Source organism: Mucilaginibacter calamicampi, from assembly GCF_042676765.1.
Classification (GTDB): Bacteria; Bacteroidota; Bacteroidia; order Sphingobacteriales; family Sphingobacteriaceae; genus Mucilaginibacter; species Mucilaginibacter calamicampi.
The window spans coordinates 201,336-225,952 of sequence record NZ_JBHTHU010000002.1 but is presented as its reverse complement, the minus strand read 5'-3'; the positions used below and the strand labels follow the sequence as shown (position 1 = coordinate 225,952).

Genomic DNA, 24,617 nt, shown 5'->3' with positions numbered 1-24,617 from the left:
TGCGAACAAATTGAAGAACATGAAAAACCTGATACTGTTTTTATTGGCAATTATATTGAGCGGCGCGGTACATGCGCAGGTTAAAACTGTAGACAGCCAGACCGATGGTAAATACGTTAACGTTAACGGTGCTAAGTTATGGGTGGTTACAGTAGGCCAGGGCGACCCGGTGATCTTTATTTCGGGCGGCCCGGGTGGGGCGCATCCGGGTTTAAGGAGTTTTGATCCGTTGGCCGAAAAACGCCATCAGCTGATATACTTTGACGGCTTTGGCAGAGGTAAATCTGATACCGCCAAAAACGTAACGGAATACACCATTGCCCGTGATGTGGAGGATATTGAAGGCCTGCGTAAGGCTTTAAACTTAAATAAAATATCAGTGCTGGGGCATTCATACGGTGGGGTAGTGGCGCAGGGGTATGCTATAAAGTATCCACAGAATGTTAGTCATTTAATTTTGGCTGATACCTTTCACAGCTTTATTATGTGGCAGGAGAACGACGATAATTCCAACCACGAGATAAGAGTAGGCTACCCCGAAGTATGGGATGAATTGATGAAGATAAGGGAGAAGGGTGCCGTATCAAGTGATAAGCAGCACCAGGATATTTATGGTAGGGTGCCTTACGGATTTATGTACGCTTATAATCCTGATAAATTTGCTGCCCGCGGAGGCAAGCCTTATCCTAACTCGTTCAACAGTAAATTGTATTACCAGATGGTGGGTAAAGATGGTGACTTTATCGTTGGTAATGATATTGGTACGTTTGATTTTCGCAAGCAATTAAAAGACCTGAAAATGCCGATACTGATTGTAACCGGCAGGTATGATCGTGTTGCCGTACCATGGATGGCTGTTAAGTATAAAGAGTACGCTCCGCAGGCGCAATTTGTAATGTTTGAAAAATCAGGACATAACCCGCAGGTGGAGGAGCCCGAGAAGGAGTTTCAGATCATTAACGATTTTTTAGCGAAGTAGTAATTTGTAGTATAAAAGAAAAGGCCTGCATAACATGCAGGCCTTTTCTGTATAATATTTATTCGTGAACTATCTTTTGTCCAGCTCAACATAATCCAGGTTTACAGCACCGGTATAGATCTGGCGCGGGCGACCGATAGGTTCTTTATTCTCTTTCATCTCTTTCCATTGCGCAATCCATCCCGGTAGGCGGCCTAACGCGAACAATACAGTAAACATATCTGTTGGGAAACCTAAGGCACGATAAATAATACCTGAGTAAAAGTCTACGTTTGGATATAATTTACGCTCAACAAAGTAAGGGTCTTTCAATGCTACTTCTTCTAAACGTTTAGCAATCTCCAACACCTCGTCATTAATACCTAACTTTTCTAATATGTCGTCGCAGGCTTTTTTAATGATCTTGGCGCGTGGGTCAAAGTTTTTGTAAACACGGTGACCAAAACCCATTAAACGGAACGGGTCATTTTTATCTTTTGCTTTGGCAATCCATTTATCGGTGTCGCCGCCGTCTTCTTTAATCTGTTCCAGCATTTCAATAACGGCCTGGTTAGCGCCGCCGTGCAATGGGCCCCACAACGCAGATATACCTGCTGATACTGAAGCGTAGATATTTGATTCAGAAGAACCTACTATACGCACCGTAGAGGTAGAGCAGTTTTGCTCGTGGTCTGCATGCAGAATAAGCAGGGTGTTCATCGCACTTACTACTACCGGATGTATCTCCACTTCCTCAGTACGCTGACCAAAGGTCATGTTGAGGAAATTGGTAACATAATCATATTTGTTTTGCGGGTAAATTACCGGGTGACCCAATGTTTTTTTGTAGATCCATGATACCAAAGTGGCCATTTTAGCCAGCATTTTAATAATGCTCTGATTTTGCTCTGCCGGTGTTTGGTTAGGTTTAAGCGACTCAGGATAGAAAGCCGACAATGCCCCCACCAACGACGACAACTGCCCCATAGGATGAGATTTTGACGGAAAGCCATCAAAAAACTTCTTCATGTCCTCATGCAATAGGGTATGGTGGGTCAATTCATTTTGAAAGGCCTTTAATTGATCAACAGTTGGCAGGTTGCCATATATTAATAAATAAGCAACTTCAATAAATGATGCTTTCTCGGCCAACTGCTCAATTGGATAACCTCTGTATTTAAGTATACCAAGCTCTCCATCTAAAAAGGTAATAGCACTTTTGGTTGCACCGGTATTTTTGTAACCTATATCAAGGGTTACGTATCCGCTAAGATCTCTTAATTTAGAAATATCGATCGCCTTCTCACCTTCCGAACCCTCTATAATCGGGAGGTCATATGTTTTATCACCAAGTTGTAATTGTGCTTTGCCAGACATAGAAAAGAATGTTTAATAAGCAGCAAATATATAAAATGAAAGCGTAAAAAAGACACTGACGCTTCTGTCAATTGTAAAAAAGCTGTCCCGAAAACGTTATTTTTTGTACTTGATTACCACCATGATATGTGATGGTTAATTTGATATTAATTACTACATTAATTGCATAATTTAGCGCAAACGTTATCGCCTTTTAAATGAGTTTTAGCCTCTACCTTTTATTTGCATTTCTGGGCACCGTAAGCCTTAGCGCAGTTGTTATAATACTGATGCGTTTATGGGTTAAAAAGGCGGATAAAAAACTGGCCAATCAGCTAAAAACCAGCGAAAATCTAAACGCCCTGCTTAACTCGCTTAACGATGTAATATTTGAGTTTAACGAAGATAAAGTTTGCGTAAACGTATGGTTCAATGAGCAGGTTGAGCGGGTTGTTGATCCGCGGGTTTGTTTAAACAAAAAGCTGGAAGAGATAATTGGCTATGAAAAAGCGCTTAAGTTTAATAACGCGCTTGATTATGTTATAGAACACAGACGACCCACTTCGCTGCAATATATCTCTGATCATGGCACCGGCGCGTGGTTAATGGCTAAGGCTACACCTGTATTTGATGAGTCTGGTAATTACCTAAAACGCATATCGGCATCAGTAACAGACATATCCGAGCAAAAAAAATATGAGGACGCGTTAAAAGAGAAAGAACTGCTTTTACTGGAAGCACAGCACGTAGCTAAAATAGGCAACTGGCTTTATGATAGTAAGGGCGAAATTGTTTATTTATCAGACAGTTTTTTAAATATTCTTGGCGTTGAAACGGCCCCGGGCGGCTTGCAAACATTTGAGTTTTATATGAGCCTGGTTCATCCGGACGATCAGGAAGAATGCAGGAACTTTTTAATCACCATCGCCACATCAAATCTTAAGCAGTATGAGCACCGCTTAATAACCCCTGCCGGCGAACTTAAATACATCAAGATAGTTATTGGGGATAAATTACTTAATGATGAGGGGGTTTTACAAAGAATATTCGGTATTATACAGGATATAACCGATATAAAACTGTCTGAAAAAATTATTAAGCGCAGCCGCGCAGAATTAATAGAAGCACAGACCATAGCTAAAATAGGTAACTGGAGCTGGCGGCCGTCATCAAACAAATTAACTTACTCAGACGAGTTGCTGAATATTTTTGAAGTTGATCCAAATCAGCTTATTCAAATGGCACCGTTTAAGCTGTTATTGAAAAACACGCACGAGAATGACAGAACCATTATTCGCGAATTATGTAAAAAAGGAACAGTTGTTTCAGGGCATACCTGTGTTTTTAGAATTACCACGCCGCAAAAGAAGCTAAAGTACATAAGCGTTATTATAGGAAAAATATTACGTAATGAAAAAGGCGAGCTGCATAAAGTAATAGGAACCCTGCAGGATGTAACCGAACAAAAGCAGGCCGAACTTGACTACGAGCGTACAGAAAATAAATACAAACGCGTTTTAGAAAAGGTTAAGCTGGCAGCTATTACCATAGACCGCCTGGGCAATGTTATTTTTTGCAATCAATACCTGGCTAATTTATTGGGGTATGAGCAAAGCGAGATGCTGGAGATAAATTGGTTTGAACATTTTATTCCGGCTGATATACGGCAGCACGTAAGCGGCATGATTGCCGGTGATGCCTTACCTAATAAGTATACCAACGCAATAATATGCCGCGATGGCAGCGAGCGATTGATAACCTGGCAAAACACCATGACCCGGGACGAGAATGGCGATATTGACGAAATTACCGGCATTGGCGAGGATATTACTGAACAGCAACGGGCTACGCAGGAGCTTATATCAGCTAAGGAAATCGCTGAGCGTTCTTCCAGGTTCAAGTCTGAGTTTCTGTCTACCATGAGCCATGAGATACGCACGCCGATGAATGCTGTGATAGGCACCACCAATTTGTTGTTAAACGATAGCCCCAAGCCCGAGCAGTTGGAATACCTTAACATCCTTAAATTTTCTGGCGAGAACCTGCTGGCTATTATTAATGATATTTTAGATTATAATAAGATCGAGGCCGGAAAGCTTGAGCTTAACCAGATAAAATTTGACCTGCCCCAGCTGGCGCAAAAAACCAGGCAAGCTTTCAGCGCGCGGGCCGCCGAGAAAAATTTGCATCTGGACCTGCTGGTGGATGACGGTATCCCGCCAGTTTTGTTGGGCGACCAGGTGCGGTTGAGCCAGATACTAAATAACCTGATAAGTAATGCTATAAAGTTTACTGAAAAAGGAAAGATAACCTTACGCCTACAGGTGCTTAGAGCCAGTGAAAAAGAGATAACAGTGAAATTTATTGTTACGGATACAGGCATTGGAATATCCCCGGAAAACCAATCTTTAATATTTGATCCCTTTGTTCAGGACCCGGTGGTTAATCAGCCGGCCAACACCGGTACGGGCCTGGGGCTTGCCATAACCAAGCGATTAATTAATTTGCATAAAAGCGATATTTCTGTAATTAGCGAAGAGGGGAAAGGATCGCAGTTTGTTTTTGTAATTACGTTTGTTTTGCCAGAAGCCTCGCATCCGCAGCCGGAAAAAACGGTTGAAACTAATAATATTCTGAGTATGGATGGAATGGAGGTGCTTATTGTTGATGATAATAAAATGAACCTCCTTATCGCCTCAAAGTTTTTAAAAAGGTGGCAGGTGAATGTTGATGAAGCCATTAATGGCGAACAGGCGGTTCAAATTGTAGCAAAAAAACGCTATGACCTTATCATAATGGATTTACAAATGCCTGTAATGAACGGTTTTGAAGCTACCCAAAAAATAAGAGAGTTTAACACCGAGGTACCCATAATAGCGCTTACAGCCGATGCTATGCCCGAAACTTATGATAAAGCCATTGCCTGCGGTATGAATGATTATTTAACAAAACCATTCGTTCCTGATGCGTTTTTTAGTATGGTATCGTCGTTTTACAAGAAGATCTGATATTAATCGTCGCTTTTGTAAAGATCACCCGCTTTTTCTGCAGAAAGCTTTATACCCTTTATCATAGCCGAGCTGAAGCCGTTGTGTTCCATTTCGTTAAGGCCGGCAATGGTACAACCTTTAGGCGATGTTACCTTGTCTATTTCCTGTTCAGGGTGTGATGCTAATTGCAGCAGCAGGTTAGCGGCACCCTTAGCAGTTTGAGCCGCCATTTTTAGCGCGTCGTGGGCATGGAAGCCAATTTCTGTACCACCTTGTGAAGCCGCGCGTACCGAGCGTAAAAAGAATGCTATGCCGCAGGCGCATAAGGCCGTGGCCGATGTCATCAGTTCCTCATTTATCTGTATGCTTACGCCCACCGTATCAAATAATGATTTAACCAGGTTAACATTTTTAACGCTGCCGTTATCAGTAGCAATGCAGGTCATGGAGTCGCCAATGGCAATTGCGGTATTCGGCATCGCCCTAACTACCTGAACGTTCATTTCAAGATAAGAGCGGATATCCTCACAACTTACGCCGGATATAACAGATACCAATAGTTGTTTCTCTGATTTTATGGCCGGCTTTATCTCGTCAAGCAGTTTGTTCAGCTGCTGCGGCAATACAGCCAAAATAACAATATCAGCACGTTTGGCGGCCTTAAGGTTATTTGAGGTTACCTGGTAGCCTAAAGCTGTGTACTCATCCAGCAGATCTAAATTTCTGCGGGTAAGTGTTATTTGCTGCGGCTCCCATTGACCCGACTTTACCAGGCCCTTTGCTAATGATAAACCAATATTTCCGCTGCCTAAAATGGCAACATGTTGTTGCGAACTCATGTGTTTCTACTTAATCGTGTACCAAATGGTTTTTTCTGTGTAATATTCCCCAGATCGTCTGAGCGGCCTATTACTACCGCTTTAACGCCACAGGCTATCGCTGTAAACGCGTTGTCAAGTTTAGGTAGCATTCCACTGTGAATGATCTGCTGTATTTTTAATTCTTCGTAACGTACCGGGTCTATATCCCTTATAACTGATTCCTCATCATCTATATCCATCAGCACGCCTTTCTTTTCAAAGCAATATATCAGCGTGGTATCAAACACGCCAGACATGGCCACCGCCAGTGCCGATGCTATAGTATCAGCATTGGTATTAAGCAACTGCCCATCCCCATCATGCGTCAAAGCGCAAAAAACGGGCGTGAAGCCTGCAGTTAAAAGGTTGCTTAGCCCTTCGGTATTTACAGACCCATCATAAATATCGCCTACAAAGCCATAATCTATAGTTTTCACCGGGCGCTTTTTGGCAGTAATTAAATTGCCATCGGCCCCCGTAAGTCCTAAGGCATTGGTGCCAAAACGCTGCAGCTGGGCAACTATATTTTTGTTTACCAACCCGCCGTACACCATGGTTACCACCCGCAGTGTTTCAACATCAGTTATCCTGCGCCCATCAACCATCCGCGATTCTATCCCAAGGCTGTCGCCTACCTGTGTGGCTATCTTTCCGCCCCCGTGCACCAATATCTTATATCCTGCTAAATCCTTAAAATCTTTCAGAAAATGGTAAAGATTTTCTGAGTTATCAATAACATTACCCCCAATTTTAATGATATACAGGCTATTCATAGACATTAATTACCTAATAATAGTCAAAATTAATTAAAAACCGTGCAATTACCTGCTAAAAAGATGTTTTTTACCTCAAAACAATGTAAAAGTTATAAAAACGTATAAAAACGTTATATAACTGAAAAAATAGTTTGATAACTGAAAAATTAGTTTTAAGTTTGATTTATGGAAGAGTTAACCAAAACCGAAGAGCGCGTAATGCAGATAATATGGAAGCTGAAACGCTGCTTTGTTAAAGACGTTATAGATGCCCTGCCTGATGACCCTAAACCGCCTTATAACACCATATCGTCTGTAGTGCGGCTGCTGGAGAAGAAAGGCTATCTGGATTATAAGGCCTATGGTAAAACCTATGAGTATTTTCCGGCTATAACCAAGGCGGAGTATCGTAAGCAATTTTTTAAGAAAATGATATCCGGTTATTTTGATGATTCGGTAGGGAGCCTGGTATCATTTATGGTGAAAGAGGAACAGTTGAGCAAAGAGGATATGGATAAAATAAGAGATATCATCAATAAAAACAAATAGGGTATGAACGCCATAGTTTATCTTCTTCAGGTGAGTGCGTGTGTGGGTATATTTTACCTGTTTTATTACCTGCTGCTTAGCAGATACACCTTTTTTACTATTAACAGATGGTATTTAGTTATCACGCTGGCTATATGTTTTATTATTCCGTTGCTTACCATAACGGTTCATCAGCAGGAAAGCTATCCGCAGGTTATACAGCAGGTGGTATACATCAACAAAATGCAGGTGCCGCAGGATGTGGTCATAACTAACGATGCACGTCAAAATGTTGAGATCAACTGGGCGGCGCTGGTAAGTTTGATCTACACCGTATCGGTAGGAGCATTATTGCTAAGGCTGTTGTTGGTGGTGGTAAAGTTTTTAACGCGGGTTAGCAATAAAAAGAAAATGAAAATTGCCGGTGTGCATATAGTAAAAGGAGATAAGCATTTAAGCAATGGCTCGTTTTTTAATTACATTTTTTTGAATGATAACGAGCTGAGCAGCGATGAACTGGAGCAAATTATAGCGCACGAAATGCTGCATGTTAAACTATACCACTCTGCCGACAGGATATTAGTAAAAATTGCCCAGGTGTTTTTATGGTTTAACCCATTTGTTTACCTATATGCCAGTGCCATTGAAGAGAACCATGAGTTTGAGGTGGACCGCGCGATAAGCAACTCAACCGACAGAACCCAATACGCCGAGCTGCTGTTTCATTTATCAGTAGCAAGGCAGGGTACGCTTTACCATAATTTTAGTATGGTACCCTTAAAGAAACGTATTACAATGTTATTTACTAAACCAACCAATCGCATGAGAAAAGTTATCTACCTGCTTGTTATACCCGTGGTATTAATAAGCTGCCTGGCCTTTGCCAAACTGGAAAACGAAGAGCCGGATGTTAAAAAAACAAATGTGTCTGATGTTGCGGATACCACGAAAGTAAAGTACCGGCAAAAAACAAAACGTACAGCAGCGCAGGTAAAAGCAGACGATGAAGGCAAGGCAAAGATGTTGGCGTACATGCAATCGCCGGAAGGTAAAGAAAAAATGGAATTGTCTAAATCGCTGGGTTCAAAAGTGATAGCTGTAACTGTTTTGGATGATTATACCAATAAGCAAGGCAGGTTTACAGGCAAAATAGTTAAAGAAAAAACCAGTGGCAATGAGTTTTTGCTGCTTAGCTGGTACGGACAGGGAAAACAGCTTAATAACCAATTAAGCAAGGGCGATGAACTTAGTATAAAAGTTTTTGGTGCAGGCGCAGGCCCGGATCTGCCGGTTACAATAACGCCCGCTTATGTTGTTAAAAACGGTAAGGAAATATTCCGGCTGGTTGAGGCGGATAAAATACCCGTTTCCCCGTTTTTATATGAAGCCAACAAAGTACGCTTTGCCGATGGACAAATAACTAACATTACCAAATATGCAAACGGGAAATGGAAAACGGCTGTTTTTGAAAGAGTAAATGGTTACAAATTTAATTTAAGCTTTAAGCCTGGCGCACCCGATCTGAATAGTATAAAAGATGGCGACCATGTAAGGTTGCGTTTTATACACGAGGCTAAAACCGGTGCAAAAACCTATAAGGTAAACGACTGGGTTGCGTTATCTGCTGATATAAGCGATTACGGAATAAAAAACCCCGACTGGTTCTATAAGTTTTATGAGCCTGTTAAAATTGATGCAGGTAAAGTGGGTGTTATTAACGGCATTAAAAAACCTGACGCCAAAGCAGCCGCAGAAATGGCAAAGGCGGCTAAAGATACCGTTGGTAATGGCAAGAAGACTTTTAACGAAATGGTTGCCAATTTATCGGGGTTTGAAACAAGAGCTGATGGCTCCCGGTGGTTTAATGGCAAAAAAGTGAATAAAATAATGCTTAATGGTAAGGAATTCATACCCGATGCCACGCAAACCCCTAAGCCTGTAACAGACGTAAACGGTGATCTTAAAAAAACGATGAAAATTATAGTTGACGGTAAAGAATTCATTCCCGATGCCACGCAAACACCTAAGCCTATACCAGACGTAAACGGTGAGCTTAAAAAAAAGGTAAAAATTATGGTTGACGGTAAAGAATTCATTCCCGATGCTGATAAACCTGCAGATAAAAAATCCGGAAATATTGATGTTACTATAAAAAAAGACTTGATAAACAGTGTTCCTGCTCCGAAGTCAGCCAACAAAAATCTAAATGATTCACTTGTAGCAGCCCGGTTTTCAGGGAAGGTGGTAACTGTTAAAGAAATTATGGGTACCACCTATCTTATAATAGTAAAAAACGGCGAATATTTTGCTGCCTACTCAAATCTTAAAAATGTGAACGTGTCTAACGGGCAGGAAATTAAAGACGGGCAGGTATTAGGTGTTGCTGCGGCATTTAATCCGGATGAGAATAAAGTTGCTGCACACTTTGAGTTATACAGGAACCAGAATATTATAAAAAACAAGGAAGAACAGGAAGTGATCATCCGCGATTTAGGACAGCAACGATTGAATATGCGCCTTAAATCGGGCGCGGTTTATGCTTTTAAACCTTAACGCCAGTACCTTACCAATTCTAATAAGTCGTTGTGATATTAACGGCTTAATCTACTTTTGAACGCTACCTAAACTTTATCATGAAACAATTTATTTCAATTTTGATATTGACAATATCTTCACTATGTGTTAATGCGCAAAAACTACCCAGCAAACAGGAGGTAAGTTTAAATGCGCCTTCTAATGTTAAAATTGATGGCAAATTAATCGACTCTGGAACTGACACTGTACGCCTCAGCGCTATTGATGGCATTGAACGCTTAGGCCAAAATCCCTTGGTGTTAATTGATGGCGTTCAGTATGATAAAGAAATACTGTATAAAATCAGCACCAAATGTATACGAGGCAATATGTTAGTGTATGCTAACAATGGCGATACAGAATATGGTGAAAAAGGAAAAGACGGCATTGTTGAAATAAAAACGCACAACAAGCAAATAACCTATCTTACAGCTAACGAAAAGCAATATTTGTTAAAAAAAGAAGAGGTAAAAGGGCTGTTCTTTTCGCGTTTTACTTACACTGACAATGACGGGAGGTTGCGTGATGAGGCAAGAATAAGACGCGCAAACGGAGGTGGATCTTCCGGAGACCTGGCACCCGGTGGCAAAATAGCCTTTGTTATTAAAGACAAGGTTTATAATGAGGCGGAATTTAAACGATTATTTCCGGTTGACAATGCCGAATACGGAACAGGCATACGTATCGGAAGCAGCGCCGGCAGAGCCAAAGAGCGCGGCCTTAACCTGGAAGGTTATGATTTGGTTTTTGACTTTAATAGTCAGGCTGAATTTTAGTCCCCAAAAAGCTAATTACAAAGTTTTAAGCATCGCTAACCCAAAATAGCACATGAAACAATTTACACTAACCTTTTTTGCAGTAGTTGCCGCTATAACCGTACAGGCGCAAAAATTACCCAATAAACAGGAGATAAGTTTAAAAGCGCCGGTCAACATTAAAATAGATGGTAAGGCAACAGAGTGGGGCAGTTTTAAAGCTTACAACAGCGCTACCGGTTTATTATATTCAATAGCCAACGATAGCCAAAACCTTTACCTGGTTACACAAACCAAAATTTCGGGAATAAGAGATAAGGTATGGTCTGGGGGAATAAGTCTGATTTTTACTAAGACCTCCGGTACAGAGAAAAATGCTGTAAGTAGTTTAACCTATTCGGCAATGCCCAAAGACAGGCAGGCCATTATTACAAATTTAATGAAAGACACATCGGCGGACGTAAAAGAGATAAATAGCGCTATTGCCGGTTCGCTTAAAACCATCGCCATAAAGAATTTTGATGGTTTTAATGAGGATGTTATTTCAATTTACAATGATTATGGAATAACCGCGGCAGGTTATATGACAGATAAAAATACATACGGCTGCGAAATAGCTATCCCATTGAAGTACCTTAAATCTGCTGTAAGTTCTAAGTCAGTTATCAAATACACCTTACAGGCTAACGGAATGTCATTCGGTACTGTCACAGTAAATATGAATGGAAAAGAAGTAGATGGAAATAGCGTCTCGTTTCAATTGAAGGAATTAATAAATAATTCCAATCCAACCACTGACCCCGGTGTTATACCATTAAAGGAGCTAATTAACGACACCAACGTATCAGGTGAGTATACTTTAGCTAAGTAATGGTTTTTGCTGTTGCAGGTGCAACAGTTTTTGAAGTAGATTTTGGCGTTTTTTAATTATCTAATAATCAGTAATTTATTTAAACTTTGAAGCTAATTTTACTGACGAATAAGTGTGTTGCAAAGTGTTGCATGTTTAAACGTGTAATAGTTATAAAAAACTGATAATCAACTACATGAAAAAAATACTGTTGCAAGTGTTGCAAACTGTTGCCTATATCTCTGCAACAGTTACCGTTTAAATTAATCGCTGTTATCGCTGGTAAACTGGTAAGTCTCGGTATTATTTACCGGGAGCACTATACCGCTGCCATGGCCTTGCTGCCACCAAAAGTTCATACGCAGTTTATTGCCGCTTCCGGTCTCGTTCATAGTTTCAGCGTCATAAAGCCTGCCGTTCACCATAACATATTTAATATTATCACTGTTACGGATATCGTCCAGCGGGTTTTGGTTGAGGATAACCAGGTCGGCCAGTTTGCCTTTCTCTAATGATCCTATCTCTTTATCCATACCCAAATAAGCCGCGCCGTTTATGGTGGCGCTACGCAGCACCTGCATGGGCGACATACCGCCTTGAGCCAGCATCCACAACTCCCAATGCGCGCCAAGCCCCTGCAATTGCCCATGTGAGCCTAAGTTAATTTTAGTGCCGCCATCGCTTATCTGTTTTACGTATTTAGATACCTCAATATGCCCGTAATCGCCATACTCAGCAGTACCGCGCCTCCGCGAACGCGCATCGACAATAGAAGGGGGGACATTGTTAAGCAGCCTGTCGTTCTTCCAAACTTCAGTACGGTCATACCAATAGTTCTCTCCAAACTGGGTGCCGTAGGCCACAATCAGCGTAGGGGTGTAACCGGTTTTGCTGGCGTTCCAAAGGCTTTTAACATCCTTGTAAACAGGCCAAACAGGTATGTTGTGTTCAATACCCGTATGCCCATCCAATATCATGTTCATGTTGGTAAAATAGGTTGAGCCGCCTTCGGGCACTACTTCCAGCTGCAGCAAGCGGGCGGCCTCAATTACCTGTTGCCGCTGCTCGCGGCGGGGCTGGTTATAGCTCTTTACTGAAAAAGCGCCCACCGCCTTTAACCTGCGCAGGTGAGATAGGGCATCATCTAAGCTGTTTATCACCGCTTTAAAATCGCCATCGGCACCGTACAATATTGTGCCGGTTGTGTAAACCCTCGGGCCCACCATAGCACCCGCTTTTAACATTTCAGACTGGCTCAGCGCCATTTCGGTACTGCTTGATGGGTCATGGGCGGTAGTTACACCGTAAGCCAGGTTAGAATAGTAGTTCCAGTCTTGCTGCGGACTTACACCATCAGGGCTGGGGTTTAAATGCGCGTGTACATCAACCATGCCTGGGATGATGGTTTTACCCGCCACGTCGTATACCTTCGCGTCAGCAGGTACCTCTATATCAGCAGATTTGCCTATGGCGGTTATTTTATTCTGATCTACCACGATAGTACCTTTCTCTATTACTTCATCACCCTTCATGGAAACAATACGCGCGTTGGTGAACGCTATCTTACCTTGAGGCAGGTCGGTTTTAAGTTTTAAGCCTATATCAACACCAATAGTATCAATAGGAGGGGTTTTGTCAGCACCCCCTTCGGCAAAGGGGAAGGCATTGCGGATATCGCGTGTAAAATACTTTGGCCCAAGGGTCCACATCAGCTTTTGACTGTCCTTACTCCAATGGATATAGGTGCCTGCATCGCGCGTAAGTTTATTGAGTGGCAAAGCCTTGTTATTGGCAGAGAGTTCCTGCGGGCTGCCGGTATTAACCATTGGCGTTAAATAGCAGTTAAACAACTCTGTAAAAGCCATCCACTTACCGTCAGGGCTTGGCGCGAATTGGGTGGCGTATTTTGATGTGTACAGCGTTTGTATGTGAGCCCCGGTAATGTCCATGACCTTAAAAACCTTGTTGTCGTTCTCGCTGGTCTGGTAGTAGATCTTGCTGTCATCAGCAGAGAACTGAACGTTGATCCCCACTTTGCTGATTAGCTGCGGTTGCCCGCCCGTGGCAGGAATGATGTAAACACCAGGATTAGTGCCAAAGGCATAACCCAATACATTATTGCCCTCGCCTTTGCGATAGATAATTTTATCGCCTTTATTAGAAAAGCGGGGTGTGTAGTAAAAACCTTTTTCGGTAGTGATGCGGGTAACCTGTTTGGTGGCAAGATCTATGCTGTTTATAGCTCCCTTAAGTTCATCGCTCCATGCTACATACACAAGCGATTTACCATCAGGGCTAAAAGCGGGGTCATATTGAAAATACTTTAATGTATCAATCCTAACAGGGTCTCCCTTAGGTAATTCTTTTATATAAAGGTAGCCGGCGGCGTTAAATGCCACAAATTTACCATCTGGCGAGGTGGTAAGCTCTCTTATCATTTTGGGGGTGAATTCTTCCTGGTAAACCTTTTGCTGAAAATGCAGCGCGTCTGTAATGGTCTGTGCTGATGTTACCTCAAAAGGTATTTGCGTAGTGGTAGCAGCCTCTATATCTAGATTCCTTATTTTCCCTTTTGCATAAAATATGATGTGTTTTCCGTCGGGCGTCCAGTTAAAATTGGGGTAAGTTCCAAATATCGCCCATGTTTCCTGCTGGTCGTGCGACAGGTCATCGTATACCGGCCACTCCTCTGCAGTTTCCAGGTTACGCAGGTACAACACCGATTTCAACCTGGAGCGCTTTACAAAAGCCATCAGTTTCCCGTCAGGTGATAGCTGTGGCCGGCATGCGCCGCCTGCACCACCGGTTACGGTTTCAATTTCTCCGGTTTTTCTGTCCAGGCGCTTTATAGCATAAATACCCGCGTAAGGATCCTTGTTATATTGAAAAGTAGGACCGGGGGTTACATCCTCGCTCCAATAAATGTAGTTACCATCGGGCGAAGCAATGGGTTCGCCAGCGTCTTGTTGGTCGTTTTTACGTTTGGTAAGCTGAACGCCTTCACCGCCCGTTTTGTGATAAAGCCACATTTCGCCGGCACCTAACGAGCGCGTACCTGTAAAATGTTTACGTGCTACCAGATACTGCCCGTCTGGTGTCCACGATGCATTATTTAATAGCCTGAAGGTTTCTTTTGTAATCGCATGCCTGCTGCCGCCATCGGCATTCATTATCCAGATATTATCGCCGCCGTCCCTGTCGCTGGTAAAGGAGATCAATTTTCCATCCGGGCTAAAACGCGGCTGCACCTCCCATGACTTGCCGCCGGAAAGGAGGGTTGCCTTGCCGCCGTTTACAGGCATAGTGTAAATATCGCCCAGCAAGTCAAAAACAATAGTCTTACCATCTGGACTAACATCCACATTCATCCAGGTACCCTCATCGGTAGCTATAGTAACTTTTTTTGACGTACCCGGTGGGTTTTCTACGTTCCATTTGGTTTGAGCCAAAGCGGGTAACGAAATAGCAAACAGAAGAGAACATATGTATAGTAGCTTCATCATTTCATCTTTATAACGGCTAAGTTAAAACTATTGATACATTTTAATAGTTTTGAAAGCGCCACAAATAACATGACCATCCACGAAATCCTAAAAAACTATTGGAACCACGATACTTTCCGGCCGATGCAGGAAGATATTATTCAGTCGGTTTTATTGGGTTATGATACCTTGGCGCTGTTACCTACCGGCGGCGGCAAATCTGTTTGTTTCCAGGTGCCTGCCATGGCCAAAGAGGGGATATGCATAGTGGTTTCTCCGCTAATAGCGCTGATGAAGGATCAGGTAGAGAATCTGAAAGCTAAAGGGATCGAGGCCATTGCCATCGTATCCGGAATGGGCAAGCGCGAGGTTGATATAGCGTTAGACAATTGTATATATGGTGGTGTAAAGTTTTTGTATCTGTCGCCTGAGCGTTTGCTTTCTGAACTGGTGCGGGAACGCATTAAATACATGAACGTTAATCTGTTTGCGGTTGACGAGGCGCATTGTATATCACAATGGGGGTATGATTTCAGGCCGCCCTATTTGCATATTGCCGATCTGCGCGAACTGCACCCGCAAGTACCGGTTTTGGCTTTAACGGCTACAGCAACGCTGGATGTAAGGGAAGATATTCAACAAAAACTTAATTTTAAGAATCCCGCTGTATTCACCAAAAGTTTTGAGCGTAAAAACATTGCCTATGTAGTACGGCACGAAGAGGACAAATTACGCAAGCTGCTTGAAGTTGTAAATAATGTAAAAGGCAGCGGAATTGTATATGTTCAAACCCGCAGGGAATGTGCCGAATTGGCCAGATTTCTGACCGATAACCGCGTTAAAGCTGATATATACCATGCCGGCCTTACACCGGATGAACGGGCTAAAAAACAGGAAAGCTGGAAAAATAATCAAACCCGTGTTGTTGTAGCTACCAACGCTTTTGGCATGGGCATAGATAAGCCCGATGTTAGATTTGTTATACATAAAGATGTACCCCAAAGTTTAGAAGCCTATTACCAGGAAGCAGGCAGGGCAGGGCGCGATGAGTTTAAGGCCTACGCCGTTTTGCTATATAACGAGGCTGACAGGTTTAAAATGCTGAAGAAGTTTGAGTTGAGTTTTCCGTCAGTTGATGAAATTAAGAAAGTATACAATCATTTAGGCAGTTACTACCACATAGCTTTTAACGCGGGTGCCGGAGTAAGCTTTGATTTGGATCTGGGCGATTTTTGCTCACGTTTTAAGCTGGATGTTATAAAAACGCTTAACGCTTTAAAATTTTTAGAGAAAGACGAATACATCAGCTTTAATGAAAGCGCGTTTTTGCCCTCACGTTTCCGTTTTGATGTGGATCACGAAACGCTGTACAATTTCCAGATACAAAATCAGGGTTGGGATGCTTTTATAAAATCGATATTGCGATCATACGGCGGAGCATTTGAAAGTTACGTAAGTTTAAGGGAGTTTGATATCTCGCGCAGAAGCGGCCTCAGCGTTCAGCAGGTTATTGAAGGGCTTAAACAATTGCAGGAATACGGATTGCTCAATTACTTTCCGCAAAACGATCAGCCGCAGTTAACGTTTATAAAGCCGCGTCAGCAACAACTATACATCAATAAAGCTTATATTGAAGAACGTAAAGCTTTATACCTGCGTAAAATGGAAGCCGTTTTTGCGTACGCGTCGCATAAGCAATGCCGCAGTCAGCTATTACTGAATTATTTTGATGAGTACGGCGCAGGGAAATGTGGCGTTTGCGATGTTTGCCTGGAAGAGAAAAGAAAGTATAACGCTGCCGACATAAGGGATGAAATAACAAATAGTATAGCTCAATTACTTGCCGATACTCCGGTAGATCTGGACACACTGGTAAGTTCAATAAAAAATGGTAGCGAAAAGGAGATACTGGATACCATCAGGCTTTTGCTTGATGCCGGTAAGATCAGGTTCAATGGCGAGAAATATTATCTGTAGCAAGCGATAGATCCTCCCGGAAATCAGCTTAAATACATTCCTTCTTAAAAAATTTCGCCGACGCTAAACCGCCGTTTACCGACAAAAACCCGCACGTTGTCTAATATACACTATCTGGCTGTAACCTTTCCCGCCTGACGTCGTCATATTGGCGTATTTAAAAAGGAAAAACATTTACAACGATAAAATATTAAGACAATGAAAACAAAATTTTTAACCCTGATAACTTTAGCTACTTTAAGTATAGCTACCACAAGCGCAACTTTTGCCAACACAAAAACCAACAATACCGTTACGGTTTTAGAGAATGTTAAACCAATTACAAGTATTGAAGCCCACGGCAACGTTGAGATCTACGTTACCAACGGTAATAAAGACGGCGTAAAAGTATTTGACAGCTATTATAACCAAAACGCCATGGTACAAAATGAAAACGGCGTTTTACGTGTAGCATCTTACAAAACTGATAAGGTGGTGATAGAGGTAACCGTTACCGACCTGCGTTCTATATCTGCATCTGACAATGCTGTGATCAAATCGTTCGGCAGATTTTCATCAGTTGACCTTGACGTTGTGTTGAACGATAATGCCGCTGCGCAAATTAACGTTGATGCTTTTACAGCTAAGTTTACAGTAAATAACCGTGCAAAAGCTGACATCAGCGGAGCAATTGAAGATTATCAGCTGAATTACAGTCGCTCAGCAACCGTAAACAGAACCTACCTGGCAGCAACAAACCGTGTAGAAAACATAACTACGCCGCCGTCTGCGCCAAAAAAAACTGCTGATACTGCCAACCTGGCCAGCTTGTAATTAAGCACACTTTTGCAAAAGTTCTATATAGATTCTACCAAAAGCTACCCGGTAACGGATAGCTTTTTTTACCCATAAAATGTTGCTGGCTACGTTAATATAGATATCTTTATACTAACATATACCTACAGCAATTTTGAAACATTAGGCTTTAACAAACGTTGGCACATAAAGCAAACAACACATCCATATGAAAGCATTTTACAATTTTATCGGCATAGCATCAGTATCATTTTTATTAATGGCAACCCAATCCTGCAAAAATAATTGCTTGGAAGGCTCCGGAAAGGAGGCTACTGATAAACGCCAGGTAAGCGCTTTTACTAAATTGGATATAGCAGGCAGCTTTAATGTTACACTTGTGCAAGACAGTTCTAATGCTATCACCATCAATGCGGACGATAATATCCTGAGCATTATAAAAACAGATGTGAGTGGAGATAAGCTGAAAATATCAACAGACAATAAAAACATCTGCAACTCAAAAGAGATCAGCATCACCATTGGTGTGCGCAATCTAAAATCAATAGCAGCATCAGGAGCAGTTGAAATAACGTCAAACGGCAGGCTTAATTTGGGCGATCTGGATCTGCATTTATCGGGAGCTACAAAAATAGATATTGACGTTGCCGCGTCTAATATTGAGACGGAGGGAAGTGGTGTGAGTGAAATCACTTTAAAGGGGCAAGCCCGTTCTCACGCTATTGAATTAAGCGGCAGCGGAAATGTACACGCTTTTGATCTGGTGGTGGGCAACTATTCAATAGAAACCTCGGGCCAAAGCGATTGCGAGATAAATGTATTGAACGAACTAAATATACATAGTACCGGGGCAAGCGATATTAAATACAAAGGCAGCCCCGCAACTATCAACAAAAGCAAAACAGGCGCGTTATCGCTTACTAAAGTAGAATAACACAAAACAGACAATAAATTATCACAATTCCTTCAACCTAAAACAATGAAAAAAGTAGTTAAAATTATTGCCTACACTGCAATAGTATTGGTAGTGCTCGTATTATGCGCAGTTACCTATGTAACCACGGCCTTACCCAATGTAGGCGAACCTGAAGATCTTAAAGTAGAAATAACACCTGCACGGATAGAACGAGGCAAATATCTGGCTATACATGTTGCCGTTTGTGTTGACTGTCACTCACCGCACGATTGGACTAAATTGGGCGGCCCTATGGATACCACACGATTGGGCGCCGGTGGCGAAAAGTTTGATGCTGGTGTAGGTTTCCCCGGCAATGTTGTTGTGCCTAACATTACGCCATATAACTTAAAGAACTGGACGGACGGAGAGATAAAGCGCGCCATAACAACAGGTGTAAGAAAAGATGGCTCTGCTATTTTTCCGCTGATGCCGTGGAAGGGGTACTCCAAAATGGATAACGAAGATGTCAACTCAATTATAGCTTATATCCGCTCGTTAAAACCTGTAGAAACTACACATCCTAAAGCAAGCCTCGATTTTCCGCTGAATATATTGGTACACACCATGCCCCAAAAGGCACAGCCGGGTAAACTGCCGGATCTGAAAGACTCGGTGAAATATGGTGGTTATATTGTAAGTTCGGCGGGCTGCATGGATTGCCATTCGCAGGATAACCAGGGAGAGTATTTACCGGGCTTAGAGTTTGCCGGCGGCAAGCCGTTTAAAGTAGGAGCAGCCACAGTACAGTCGGCTAATATTACACCTGATGCTGCAACAGGGATAGGTAAATGGACAAAAGAGCAATTTGTGGCTCGCTTTAAGGCTTACACAGATCAGCGCTCCGCGCCAACTGTAAAGGCAGGCGAATTTCAAACCATTATGCCTTGGTGGAACTATGGTGGGATGACGGATACCGACTTGCAATCAGTTTATGCGTACTTACGAACTGTTAAGCCGGTAAAAAATCAGGTAGTTAAATTTACTGCTCAATAGTATACAAGTGTAGATGTAAAATCTTCGAAATAAATTCATATTTTTGCGCCTCGAAATTTTGACTGATGCAATGCATTGGGCAAGATTTCGGGGCGTTTAATTTAAAAATACCACACATGAATATTTCACAGGAAAAGATCGATAACCTGAATGCAGTTTTAAAAATTAACATTGACCCTGCCGATTATCAGCAGCGTGTTGACAAATCAATAAAAGACCAGGCTAAGAAGGCCAAATTGCCGGGCTTCCGTCCGGGAATGGTGCCACCTGCTCACATAAAAAAAATGTACGGCAAAAGCATTCTGGTTGATGAGATCAATAACCTGTTATCTGACACCCTGAATAATTATATCACTGAACAAAACTTAGAAGTTTTAGGTCAGCCACTACCAAAGGTTGATGAAGCAAAAGAATATAACTGGGATTTTAACGATCAGTTTGAGTTTAACTATGAGATTGGTTTAGCTCCAGAGTTTAATTTAGATTTTACTTCAAAAGATAAATTAACACAATACGTAATTAAGGTTGATGAGGAGACTTTAGCTTCACGTATCAAAAATATTCGCCGTAGCTATGGCAAGATGACAAATCCTGACGTATCGGCAGATGATGACGTGCTTTACGCGCAATTAACACAGCTTTCTCCGGATGGTTCTGTTTTTGATGAGGGTATTGTGAACACAACATCTGTACGTTTAGACCAGGTAAAAGATGAAGCTATTAAAGCTTCATTAATCGGTTTAAAAAAGGATGATGAGTTAACCTTTGACATTCAGAAAGCTTATGATAACGACGCGGTAAAAATCGCTGCTATTTTAGGTATTGATGAAGAAGAACGGGAGCAGGTTAAATCAAACTTCAAGCTAACAGTTAAAAACATTAACCGTTTAGAGGAAGGTGATCTGAACCAGGAGTTCTTTGACAAATTATTTGGTGCAGGTACCGTTACAGACGAGGCCGGTTTCAGAGCGAAAATAACTGAAGAGCTGGAAGGCATGATGCAGCAGGATGCTGAGCGTAAATTGCAGAACGACATATACAACTACAGCCTTGAGAAAGTGAACTTTGAATTACCCGACGATTTTTTAAAGCGTTGGTTAAAAGCAACTAACGAGAAATTAACTGAAGAAGAACTTCAAGGTGGTTACGCCGATTTTGCTAAAAACCTTAAATGGACCTTAATAGAAAACAGGATCATTAAAGACAACAAGATCGAGATAAAATACGAAGAGGTTTTCGCCGCCGCAAAAGCAAGTCTTGATGCGCAGTTCAGAATGTATAGCCCACAAGCCCTTACAGAGGAGCAATTAGGACAATATGCTGTGCAGTACCTGCAAAATAAAGAGAATGCCAATAAAGTATTTGAAGAAGTAAAAGCGCTTAAAACTATTGATTACATAAAAAGCGTTATCACTTTAGATAACAAAGAGATTGCTTACGATGCGTTTAAAGAATTAGCGCAATAAGAAGTAATTCTAAATAAATATTTTAAGCAAAGGCATCTCAAAAGGATGCCTTTTGTTGTTTATTGTCTTTTGTCTGAACCATGATTCTTAGGATTAACGGATTATTAGATTTCTTTACAAGGCGCTAATCAATCCTACAATCTGTCTAATCCTATAAATCCTAGTCTAATTTTTACTTTTAGCAAACTTTATCATTAAAATAATATTCAACTAAAAACTATATTTATCGCGGCATCGCCGTAAACCCAAACAATAAATACATATACACATGAACAGTAATCCAGATAGAAACGAATTCAGAAAATATGCTGTAAAACATCATCGTATCAGCAGCACTTACGTAGATAAATTTATAGGTAACGTAAACCGTACGCCATCAGGTATAGTTACCGTACCACCGGTTACCGGGATGACGCCGTATATTCTTGAAGAGCGCCAGCTTAATGTTCAGGCTATGGACGTTTTCTCAAGGTTAATGATGGACCGTATCATCTTTTTAGGCGATGCTATCTATGATCAAAATGCCAATATAATACAGGCACAGTTGTTATTCTTACAATCGGCAGATGCTAAACGCGATATTCAGATCTATATTAACTCTCCGGGCGGGTCTGTATATGCCGGTTTAGGTATCTATGATACTATGCAGCTAATATCAAATGATGTGGCCACAATTTGTACAGGTATGGCAGCATCTATGGGTGCCGTATTGCTATGCGCAGGTGCAGAAGGCAAACGTGCCGCGTTGCCGCATTCAAGAGTAATGATACACCAGCCATCGGGTGGAGCGCAAGGCCAGCAATCTGATATTGAGATATCCTACCATGAAATCACTAAGCTTAAAAAGGAATTATACCAGATAATTGCCGACCACAGCGGTGCATCGTATGAGAAAGTACACGATGCATCTGACCGTGATTACTGGATGACATCTGAAGAAGCCAAAGAATTCGGTATGATAGATGAAATTTTAAAGGGCGCTAAAACAAAATCAAAGTAATTTGATTTAATAGTGAACGGCTTATCGTGTTGGTTAGGTGGATGGTTAAAGCAACCGTTCACCTGATCGGCCTGATCAACTACTCACGCCGCAATTGCTTTATAAAAACCAATTGTTTAACTTTGTTTACATTTAAATCACAATGAATAAAAACAGCAAAGAAATAAGGTGTTCATTTTGCGGCGCAGGCAAGCAGGATTCCCTTATGCTGATAGCGGGGCTTGATGCACATATATGTGATAAATGTGTTAACCAGGCTAACGAGATACTTGCCGAAGAGTTGAAGGTACGTAAGGTGAAAACCTCAACGGCTACCCCTGCTGCTTTAAAACCGGCCGAGATAAAATCGCACCTTGATCAATATGTTATAGGTCAGGATGATGCCAAGAAAATTTTAGCAGTTGCTACCTATAATCACTACAAAAGGCTTAATCAACGCATTGATAAAGACGAGGTAGAGATAGAGAAATCAAACATCATTATGGTGGGCGAGACCGGTACCGGCAAAACCTTACTGGCCAAAACTTTGGCTAAAGTGCTTAACGTACCGTTTTGTATCTGCGATGCCACAGTTTTAACCGAAGCAGGCTATGTTGGCGAGGATGTGGAAAGCATCTTAACCCGGCTATTGCAATCTGCTGATTACGATGTTGCACAAGCAGAGCGTGGTATTGTATACATTGACGAGGTTGATAAAATAGCACGTAAAAGCGATAATGCTTCTATAACACGTGATGTATCAGGCGAGGGCGTGCAACAGGCCTTGTTGAAGATATTGGAAGGAACGATGGTTAACGTACCACCTCAGGGCGGCCGTAAACATCCCGACCAAAAAATGATAACTGTAAATACCAGCAATATCTTGTTTATATGCGGTGGTGCTTTTGATGGCATTGACCGTAAAATTGCTAACCGCTTGCGTACGCAGACCGTTGGCTATAAACTAAAAGGTAATGAGGGCGAATTGGATCTTAAAAACCTTTACAAGTATATTACTCCTCAGGATCTGAAATCATTTGGTTTGATACCTGAGTTGATAGGCCGTTTACCGGTATTAACTTACCTTAACCCGCTTGACAGAGAGGCATTGTTCAATATACTCACCGAGCCAAAGAACTCGTTATTAAAGCAATACAAGAAATTGTTTGAATACGAAGGAGTGAAGCTGGAGTTTGACGATGAAGTACTTGAGTTTATTGTTGATAAAGCAATGGAATTTAAGTTAGGCGCACGTGGTTTACGCTCTATTTGCGAGGCAATTATGATAGATGCCATGTTTGAGTTCCCATCAAAAAAGGATATTAAGAAATTAAATATTACCGTTGATTACGCACTTGAAAAATTTGAAAAGTCTGACCTTAAAAAGTTAAAGGTGGCTTAACAAAGCGTAAATAGCCCGCGGCTATATTTGTATGGATACTTAATAAACCCTGGCTTAGCCGGGGTTTGTTGTTAAAAAAGAGATGTTATGAACGAGGAATTAGACGTAAAAAAGGCCGGTACTCAGCCTAAAGTAAAAGAAGTGCAAACCCCCGTAAGAGCCGGGTTGAAAACCAAAGAAGCAATTGTGACTAACTGGCTGCCGCGTTACACGGGGCGCCCGTTGGAAGAGTTTGGGGATTACATCATATTAACCAATTTTTCAAAGTACATTCAACTTTTTTCTGAATGGAATGATAACGCGCCGATAATGGGCTTGGAGAAGCCGATGCAAAGCGTTACTGCAAACGGTATAACTATCATCAATTTTGGTATGGGGAGCTCTGTTGCTGCAACTGTAATGGATCTGCTTACCGCGATACACCCTAAGGCTGTTATATTTTTAGGTAAATGCGGAGGGTTAAAACGCAAGAACAATGTAGGTGATCTGATATTGCCTATAGCCGCTATAAGGGGAGAGGGAACGTCAAACGACTATTTACCTGCAGAAGTGCCGGCGCTGCCGTCATTTGCCTTACAAAAGGCGATATCAACCACCATCCGCGATTTTTCATTAGATTATTGGACAGGTACCTGTTATACCACTAACCGCCGGGTTTGGGAGCACGATAAAAAGTTTAAAAGCTATCTCAAATCGCTGCGCGCTATGGCCGTGGATATGGAAACCGCTACCATTTTTACAACAGGCTTTGCTAACAAGATACCTACCGGAGCATTGTTGTTAGTATCTGATCAGCCTATGATACCCGAAGGTGTAAAAACCAGTGAAAGCGACTCGAAAGTTACCGGAAATTACGTTGAAACGCATTTGAAGATAGGTATAGAATCGTTAAAGCAATTGATTAATGGTGGCTTAACGGTGAAGCACTTACGGTTTTAA

18 protein-coding genes are annotated in these 24,617 nt (G+C 41.8%); 14 read left to right on the top strand and 4 right to left on the bottom strand.

The features are described 5' to 3' along the window. The first annotated feature begins 19 nt into the window (after positions 1-19). A complete protein-coding gene (locus ACFQZS_RS05220; RefSeq protein ID WP_377097982.1) occupies positions 20-979 on the top strand; it encodes an alpha/beta fold hydrolase in 960 nt (319 codons plus the stop codon). Between the two features lie 69 nt (positions 980-1,048). Here ACFQZS_RS05220 and ACFQZS_RS05215 read toward each other — a convergent pair whose 3' ends face one another. Beyond that, entirely contained in the window at positions 1,049-2,335 is a 1,287-nt protein-coding gene (locus ACFQZS_RS05215; RefSeq protein WP_377097980.1) for a citrate synthase, read from the bottom strand. 197 nt (positions 2,336-2,532) lie between these two features. On the opposite strand from ACFQZS_RS05215, the gene ACFQZS_RS05210 reads away from it, so the two are divergent. Then, positions 2,533-5,322: a PAS domain-containing hybrid sensor histidine kinase/response regulator gene (locus ACFQZS_RS05210; RefSeq protein ID WP_377097978.1), complete on the top strand. Its 2,790-nt coding sequence runs from the start codon at positions 2,533-2,535 to the stop codon at positions 5,320-5,322. Positions 5,323-5,324: 2 nt separating this feature from the next. Here ACFQZS_RS05210 and proC read toward each other — a convergent pair whose 3' ends face one another. Next, complete coding sequence (gene proC / locus ACFQZS_RS05205) at positions 5,325-6,143, bottom strand: pyrroline-5-carboxylate reductase (protein ID WP_377097976.1); 819 nt, start codon at positions 6,141-6,143, stop codon at positions 5,325-5,327. Then, entirely contained in the window at positions 6,140-6,937 is a 798-nt protein-coding gene (gene argB / locus ACFQZS_RS05200; RefSeq protein WP_377097975.1) for an acetylglutamate kinase, read from the bottom strand. The genes proC and argB overlap by 4 nt, the downstream gene beginning before the upstream one ends. Before the next feature lie 168 nt (positions 6,938-7,105). Here argB and ACFQZS_RS05195 point away from each other — a divergent pair, with 168 nt between their 5' ends. The 4 genes from ACFQZS_RS05195 to ACFQZS_RS05180 all read left to right on the top strand — a co-directional run bounded on the left by ACFQZS_RS05195 (position 7,106) and on the right by ACFQZS_RS05180 (position 11,647). After that, positions 7,106-7,468 (top strand): BlaI/MecI/CopY family transcriptional regulator, encoded by a 363-nt coding sequence (locus tag ACFQZS_RS05195; protein WP_377097973.1) that lies wholly within the window; start codon positions 7,106-7,108, stop codon positions 7,466-7,468. Between the two features lie 3 nt (positions 7,469-7,471). Next, positions 7,472-10,000: a M56 family metallopeptidase gene (locus ACFQZS_RS05190; RefSeq protein ID WP_377097971.1), complete on the top strand. Its 2,529-nt coding sequence runs from the start codon at positions 7,472-7,474 to the stop codon at positions 9,998-10,000. Positions 10,001-10,080: 80 nt separating this feature from the next. Next, complete coding sequence (locus ACFQZS_RS05185; RefSeq protein ID WP_377097969.1) at positions 10,081-10,797, top strand: hypothetical protein; 717 nt, start codon at positions 10,081-10,083, stop codon at positions 10,795-10,797. A 52-nt stretch (positions 10,798-10,849) separates the two neighbouring features. After that, on the top strand, positions 10,850-11,647 hold the full coding sequence (locus tag ACFQZS_RS05180; protein ID WP_377097967.1) for a hypothetical protein: 798 nt from the start codon (positions 10,850-10,852) through the stop codon (positions 11,645-11,647). Positions 11,648-11,889: 242 nt separating this feature from the next. Here ACFQZS_RS05180 and ACFQZS_RS05175 read toward each other — a convergent pair whose 3' ends face one another. Next, positions 11,890-15,129, bottom strand: coding sequence for an amidohydrolase family protein (locus ACFQZS_RS05175; RefSeq protein WP_377097965.1), 3,240 nt, complete (start codon positions 15,127-15,129; stop codon positions 11,890-11,892). A 69-nt stretch (positions 15,130-15,198) separates the two neighbouring features. Here ACFQZS_RS05175 and ACFQZS_RS05170 point away from each other — a divergent pair, with 69 nt between their 5' ends. The 8 genes from ACFQZS_RS05170 to ACFQZS_RS05135 all read left to right on the top strand — a co-directional run bounded on the left by ACFQZS_RS05170 (position 15,199) and on the right by ACFQZS_RS05135 (position 24,617). Continuing rightward, positions 15,199-17,085: a RecQ family ATP-dependent DNA helicase gene (locus ACFQZS_RS05170; protein ID WP_377097963.1), complete on the top strand. Its 1,887-nt coding sequence runs from the start codon at positions 15,199-15,201 to the stop codon at positions 17,083-17,085. A gap of 198 nt (positions 17,086-17,283) precedes the next feature. After that, the gene (locus ACFQZS_RS05165; protein WP_377097961.1) at positions 17,284-17,898 is read left to right on the top strand and encodes a GIN domain-containing protein; all 615 of its coding nucleotides are present in this window, start codon (positions 17,284-17,286) and stop codon (positions 17,896-17,898) included. A 190-nt stretch (positions 17,899-18,088) separates the two neighbouring features. Next, a complete protein-coding gene (locus ACFQZS_RS05160) occupies positions 18,089-18,814 on the top strand; it encodes a head GIN domain-containing protein (protein ID WP_377097959.1) in 726 nt (241 codons plus the stop codon). Between the two features lie 45 nt (positions 18,815-18,859). Then, positions 18,860-19,831, top strand: a complete 972-nt coding sequence (locus tag ACFQZS_RS05155; RefSeq protein ID WP_377097957.1) for a c-type cytochrome — start codon at positions 18,860-18,862, stop codon at positions 19,829-19,831. Positions 19,832-19,947: 116 nt separating this feature from the next. Further along, a complete protein-coding gene (gene tig, locus ACFQZS_RS05150; RefSeq protein WP_377097955.1) occupies positions 19,948-21,297 on the top strand; it encodes a trigger factor in 1,350 nt (449 codons plus the stop codon). 268 nt (positions 21,298-21,565) lie between these two features. Then, a complete protein-coding gene (locus tag ACFQZS_RS05145; RefSeq protein ID WP_377097953.1) occupies positions 21,566-22,297 on the top strand; it encodes an ATP-dependent Clp protease proteolytic subunit in 732 nt (243 codons plus the stop codon). Positions 22,298-22,439: 142 nt separating this feature from the next. Beyond that, complete coding sequence (gene clpX, locus ACFQZS_RS05140; RefSeq protein ID WP_377097951.1) at positions 22,440-23,678, top strand: ATP-dependent Clp protease ATP-binding subunit ClpX; 1,239 nt, start codon at positions 22,440-22,442, stop codon at positions 23,676-23,678. An 87-nt stretch (positions 23,679-23,765) separates the two neighbouring features. Further along, positions 23,766-24,617, top strand: a complete 852-nt coding sequence (locus tag ACFQZS_RS05135; RefSeq protein WP_377097948.1) for an AMP nucleosidase — start codon at positions 23,766-23,768, stop codon at positions 24,615-24,617.

Excerpts from the sequence above, each read along its gene's own strand:
- ACFQZS_RS05220 (WP_377097982.1), top strand. The coding sequence starts at position 20 with ATGAAAAACCTGATACTGTTTTTATTGGCAATTATATTGAGCGGCGCG.
- ACFQZS_RS05215 (WP_377097980.1), bottom strand. The coding sequence starts at position 2,335 with ATGTCTGGCAAAGCACAATTACAACTTGGTGATAAAACATATGACCTC.
- ACFQZS_RS05210 (WP_377097978.1), top strand. The coding sequence starts at position 2,533 with ATGAGTTTTAGCCTCTACCTTTTATTTGCATTTCTGGGCACCGTAAGC.
- proC (WP_377097976.1), bottom strand. The coding sequence starts at position 6,143 with ATGAGTTCGCAACAACATGTTGCCATTTTAGGCAGCGGAAATATTGGT.
- argB (WP_377097975.1), bottom strand. The coding sequence starts at position 6,937 with ATGAATAGCCTGTATATCATTAAAATTGGGGGTAATGTTATTGATAAC.
- ACFQZS_RS05195 (WP_377097973.1), top strand. The coding sequence starts at position 7,106 with ATGGAAGAGTTAACCAAAACCGAAGAGCGCGTAATGCAGATAATATGG.
- ACFQZS_RS05190 (WP_377097971.1), top strand. The coding sequence starts at position 7,472 with ATGAACGCCATAGTTTATCTTCTTCAGGTGAGTGCGTGTGTGGGTATA.
- ACFQZS_RS05185 (WP_377097969.1), top strand. The coding sequence starts at position 10,081 with ATGAAACAATTTATTTCAATTTTGATATTGACAATATCTTCACTATGT.
- ACFQZS_RS05180 (WP_377097967.1), top strand. The coding sequence starts at position 10,850 with ATGAAACAATTTACACTAACCTTTTTTGCAGTAGTTGCCGCTATAACC.
- ACFQZS_RS05175 (WP_377097965.1), bottom strand. The coding sequence starts at position 15,129 with ATGATGAAGCTACTATACATATGTTCTCTTCTGTTTGCTATTTCGTTA.
- ACFQZS_RS05170 (WP_377097963.1), top strand. The coding sequence starts at position 15,199 with ATGACCATCCACGAAATCCTAAAAAACTATTGGAACCACGATACTTTC.
- ACFQZS_RS05165 (WP_377097961.1), top strand. The coding sequence starts at position 17,284 with ATGAAAACAAAATTTTTAACCCTGATAACTTTAGCTACTTTAAGTATA.
- ACFQZS_RS05160 (WP_377097959.1), top strand. The coding sequence starts at position 18,089 with ATGAAAGCATTTTACAATTTTATCGGCATAGCATCAGTATCATTTTTA.
- ACFQZS_RS05155 (WP_377097957.1), top strand. The coding sequence starts at position 18,860 with ATGAAAAAAGTAGTTAAAATTATTGCCTACACTGCAATAGTATTGGTA.
- tig (WP_377097955.1), top strand. The coding sequence starts at position 19,948 with ATGAATATTTCACAGGAAAAGATCGATAACCTGAATGCAGTTTTAAAA.
- ACFQZS_RS05145 (WP_377097953.1), top strand. The coding sequence starts at position 21,566 with ATGAACAGTAATCCAGATAGAAACGAATTCAGAAAATATGCTGTAAAA.
- clpX (WP_377097951.1), top strand. The coding sequence starts at position 22,440 with ATGAATAAAAACAGCAAAGAAATAAGGTGTTCATTTTGCGGCGCAGGC.
- ACFQZS_RS05135 (WP_377097948.1), top strand. The coding sequence starts at position 23,766 with ATGAACGAGGAATTAGACGTAAAAAAGGCCGGTACTCAGCCTAAAGTA.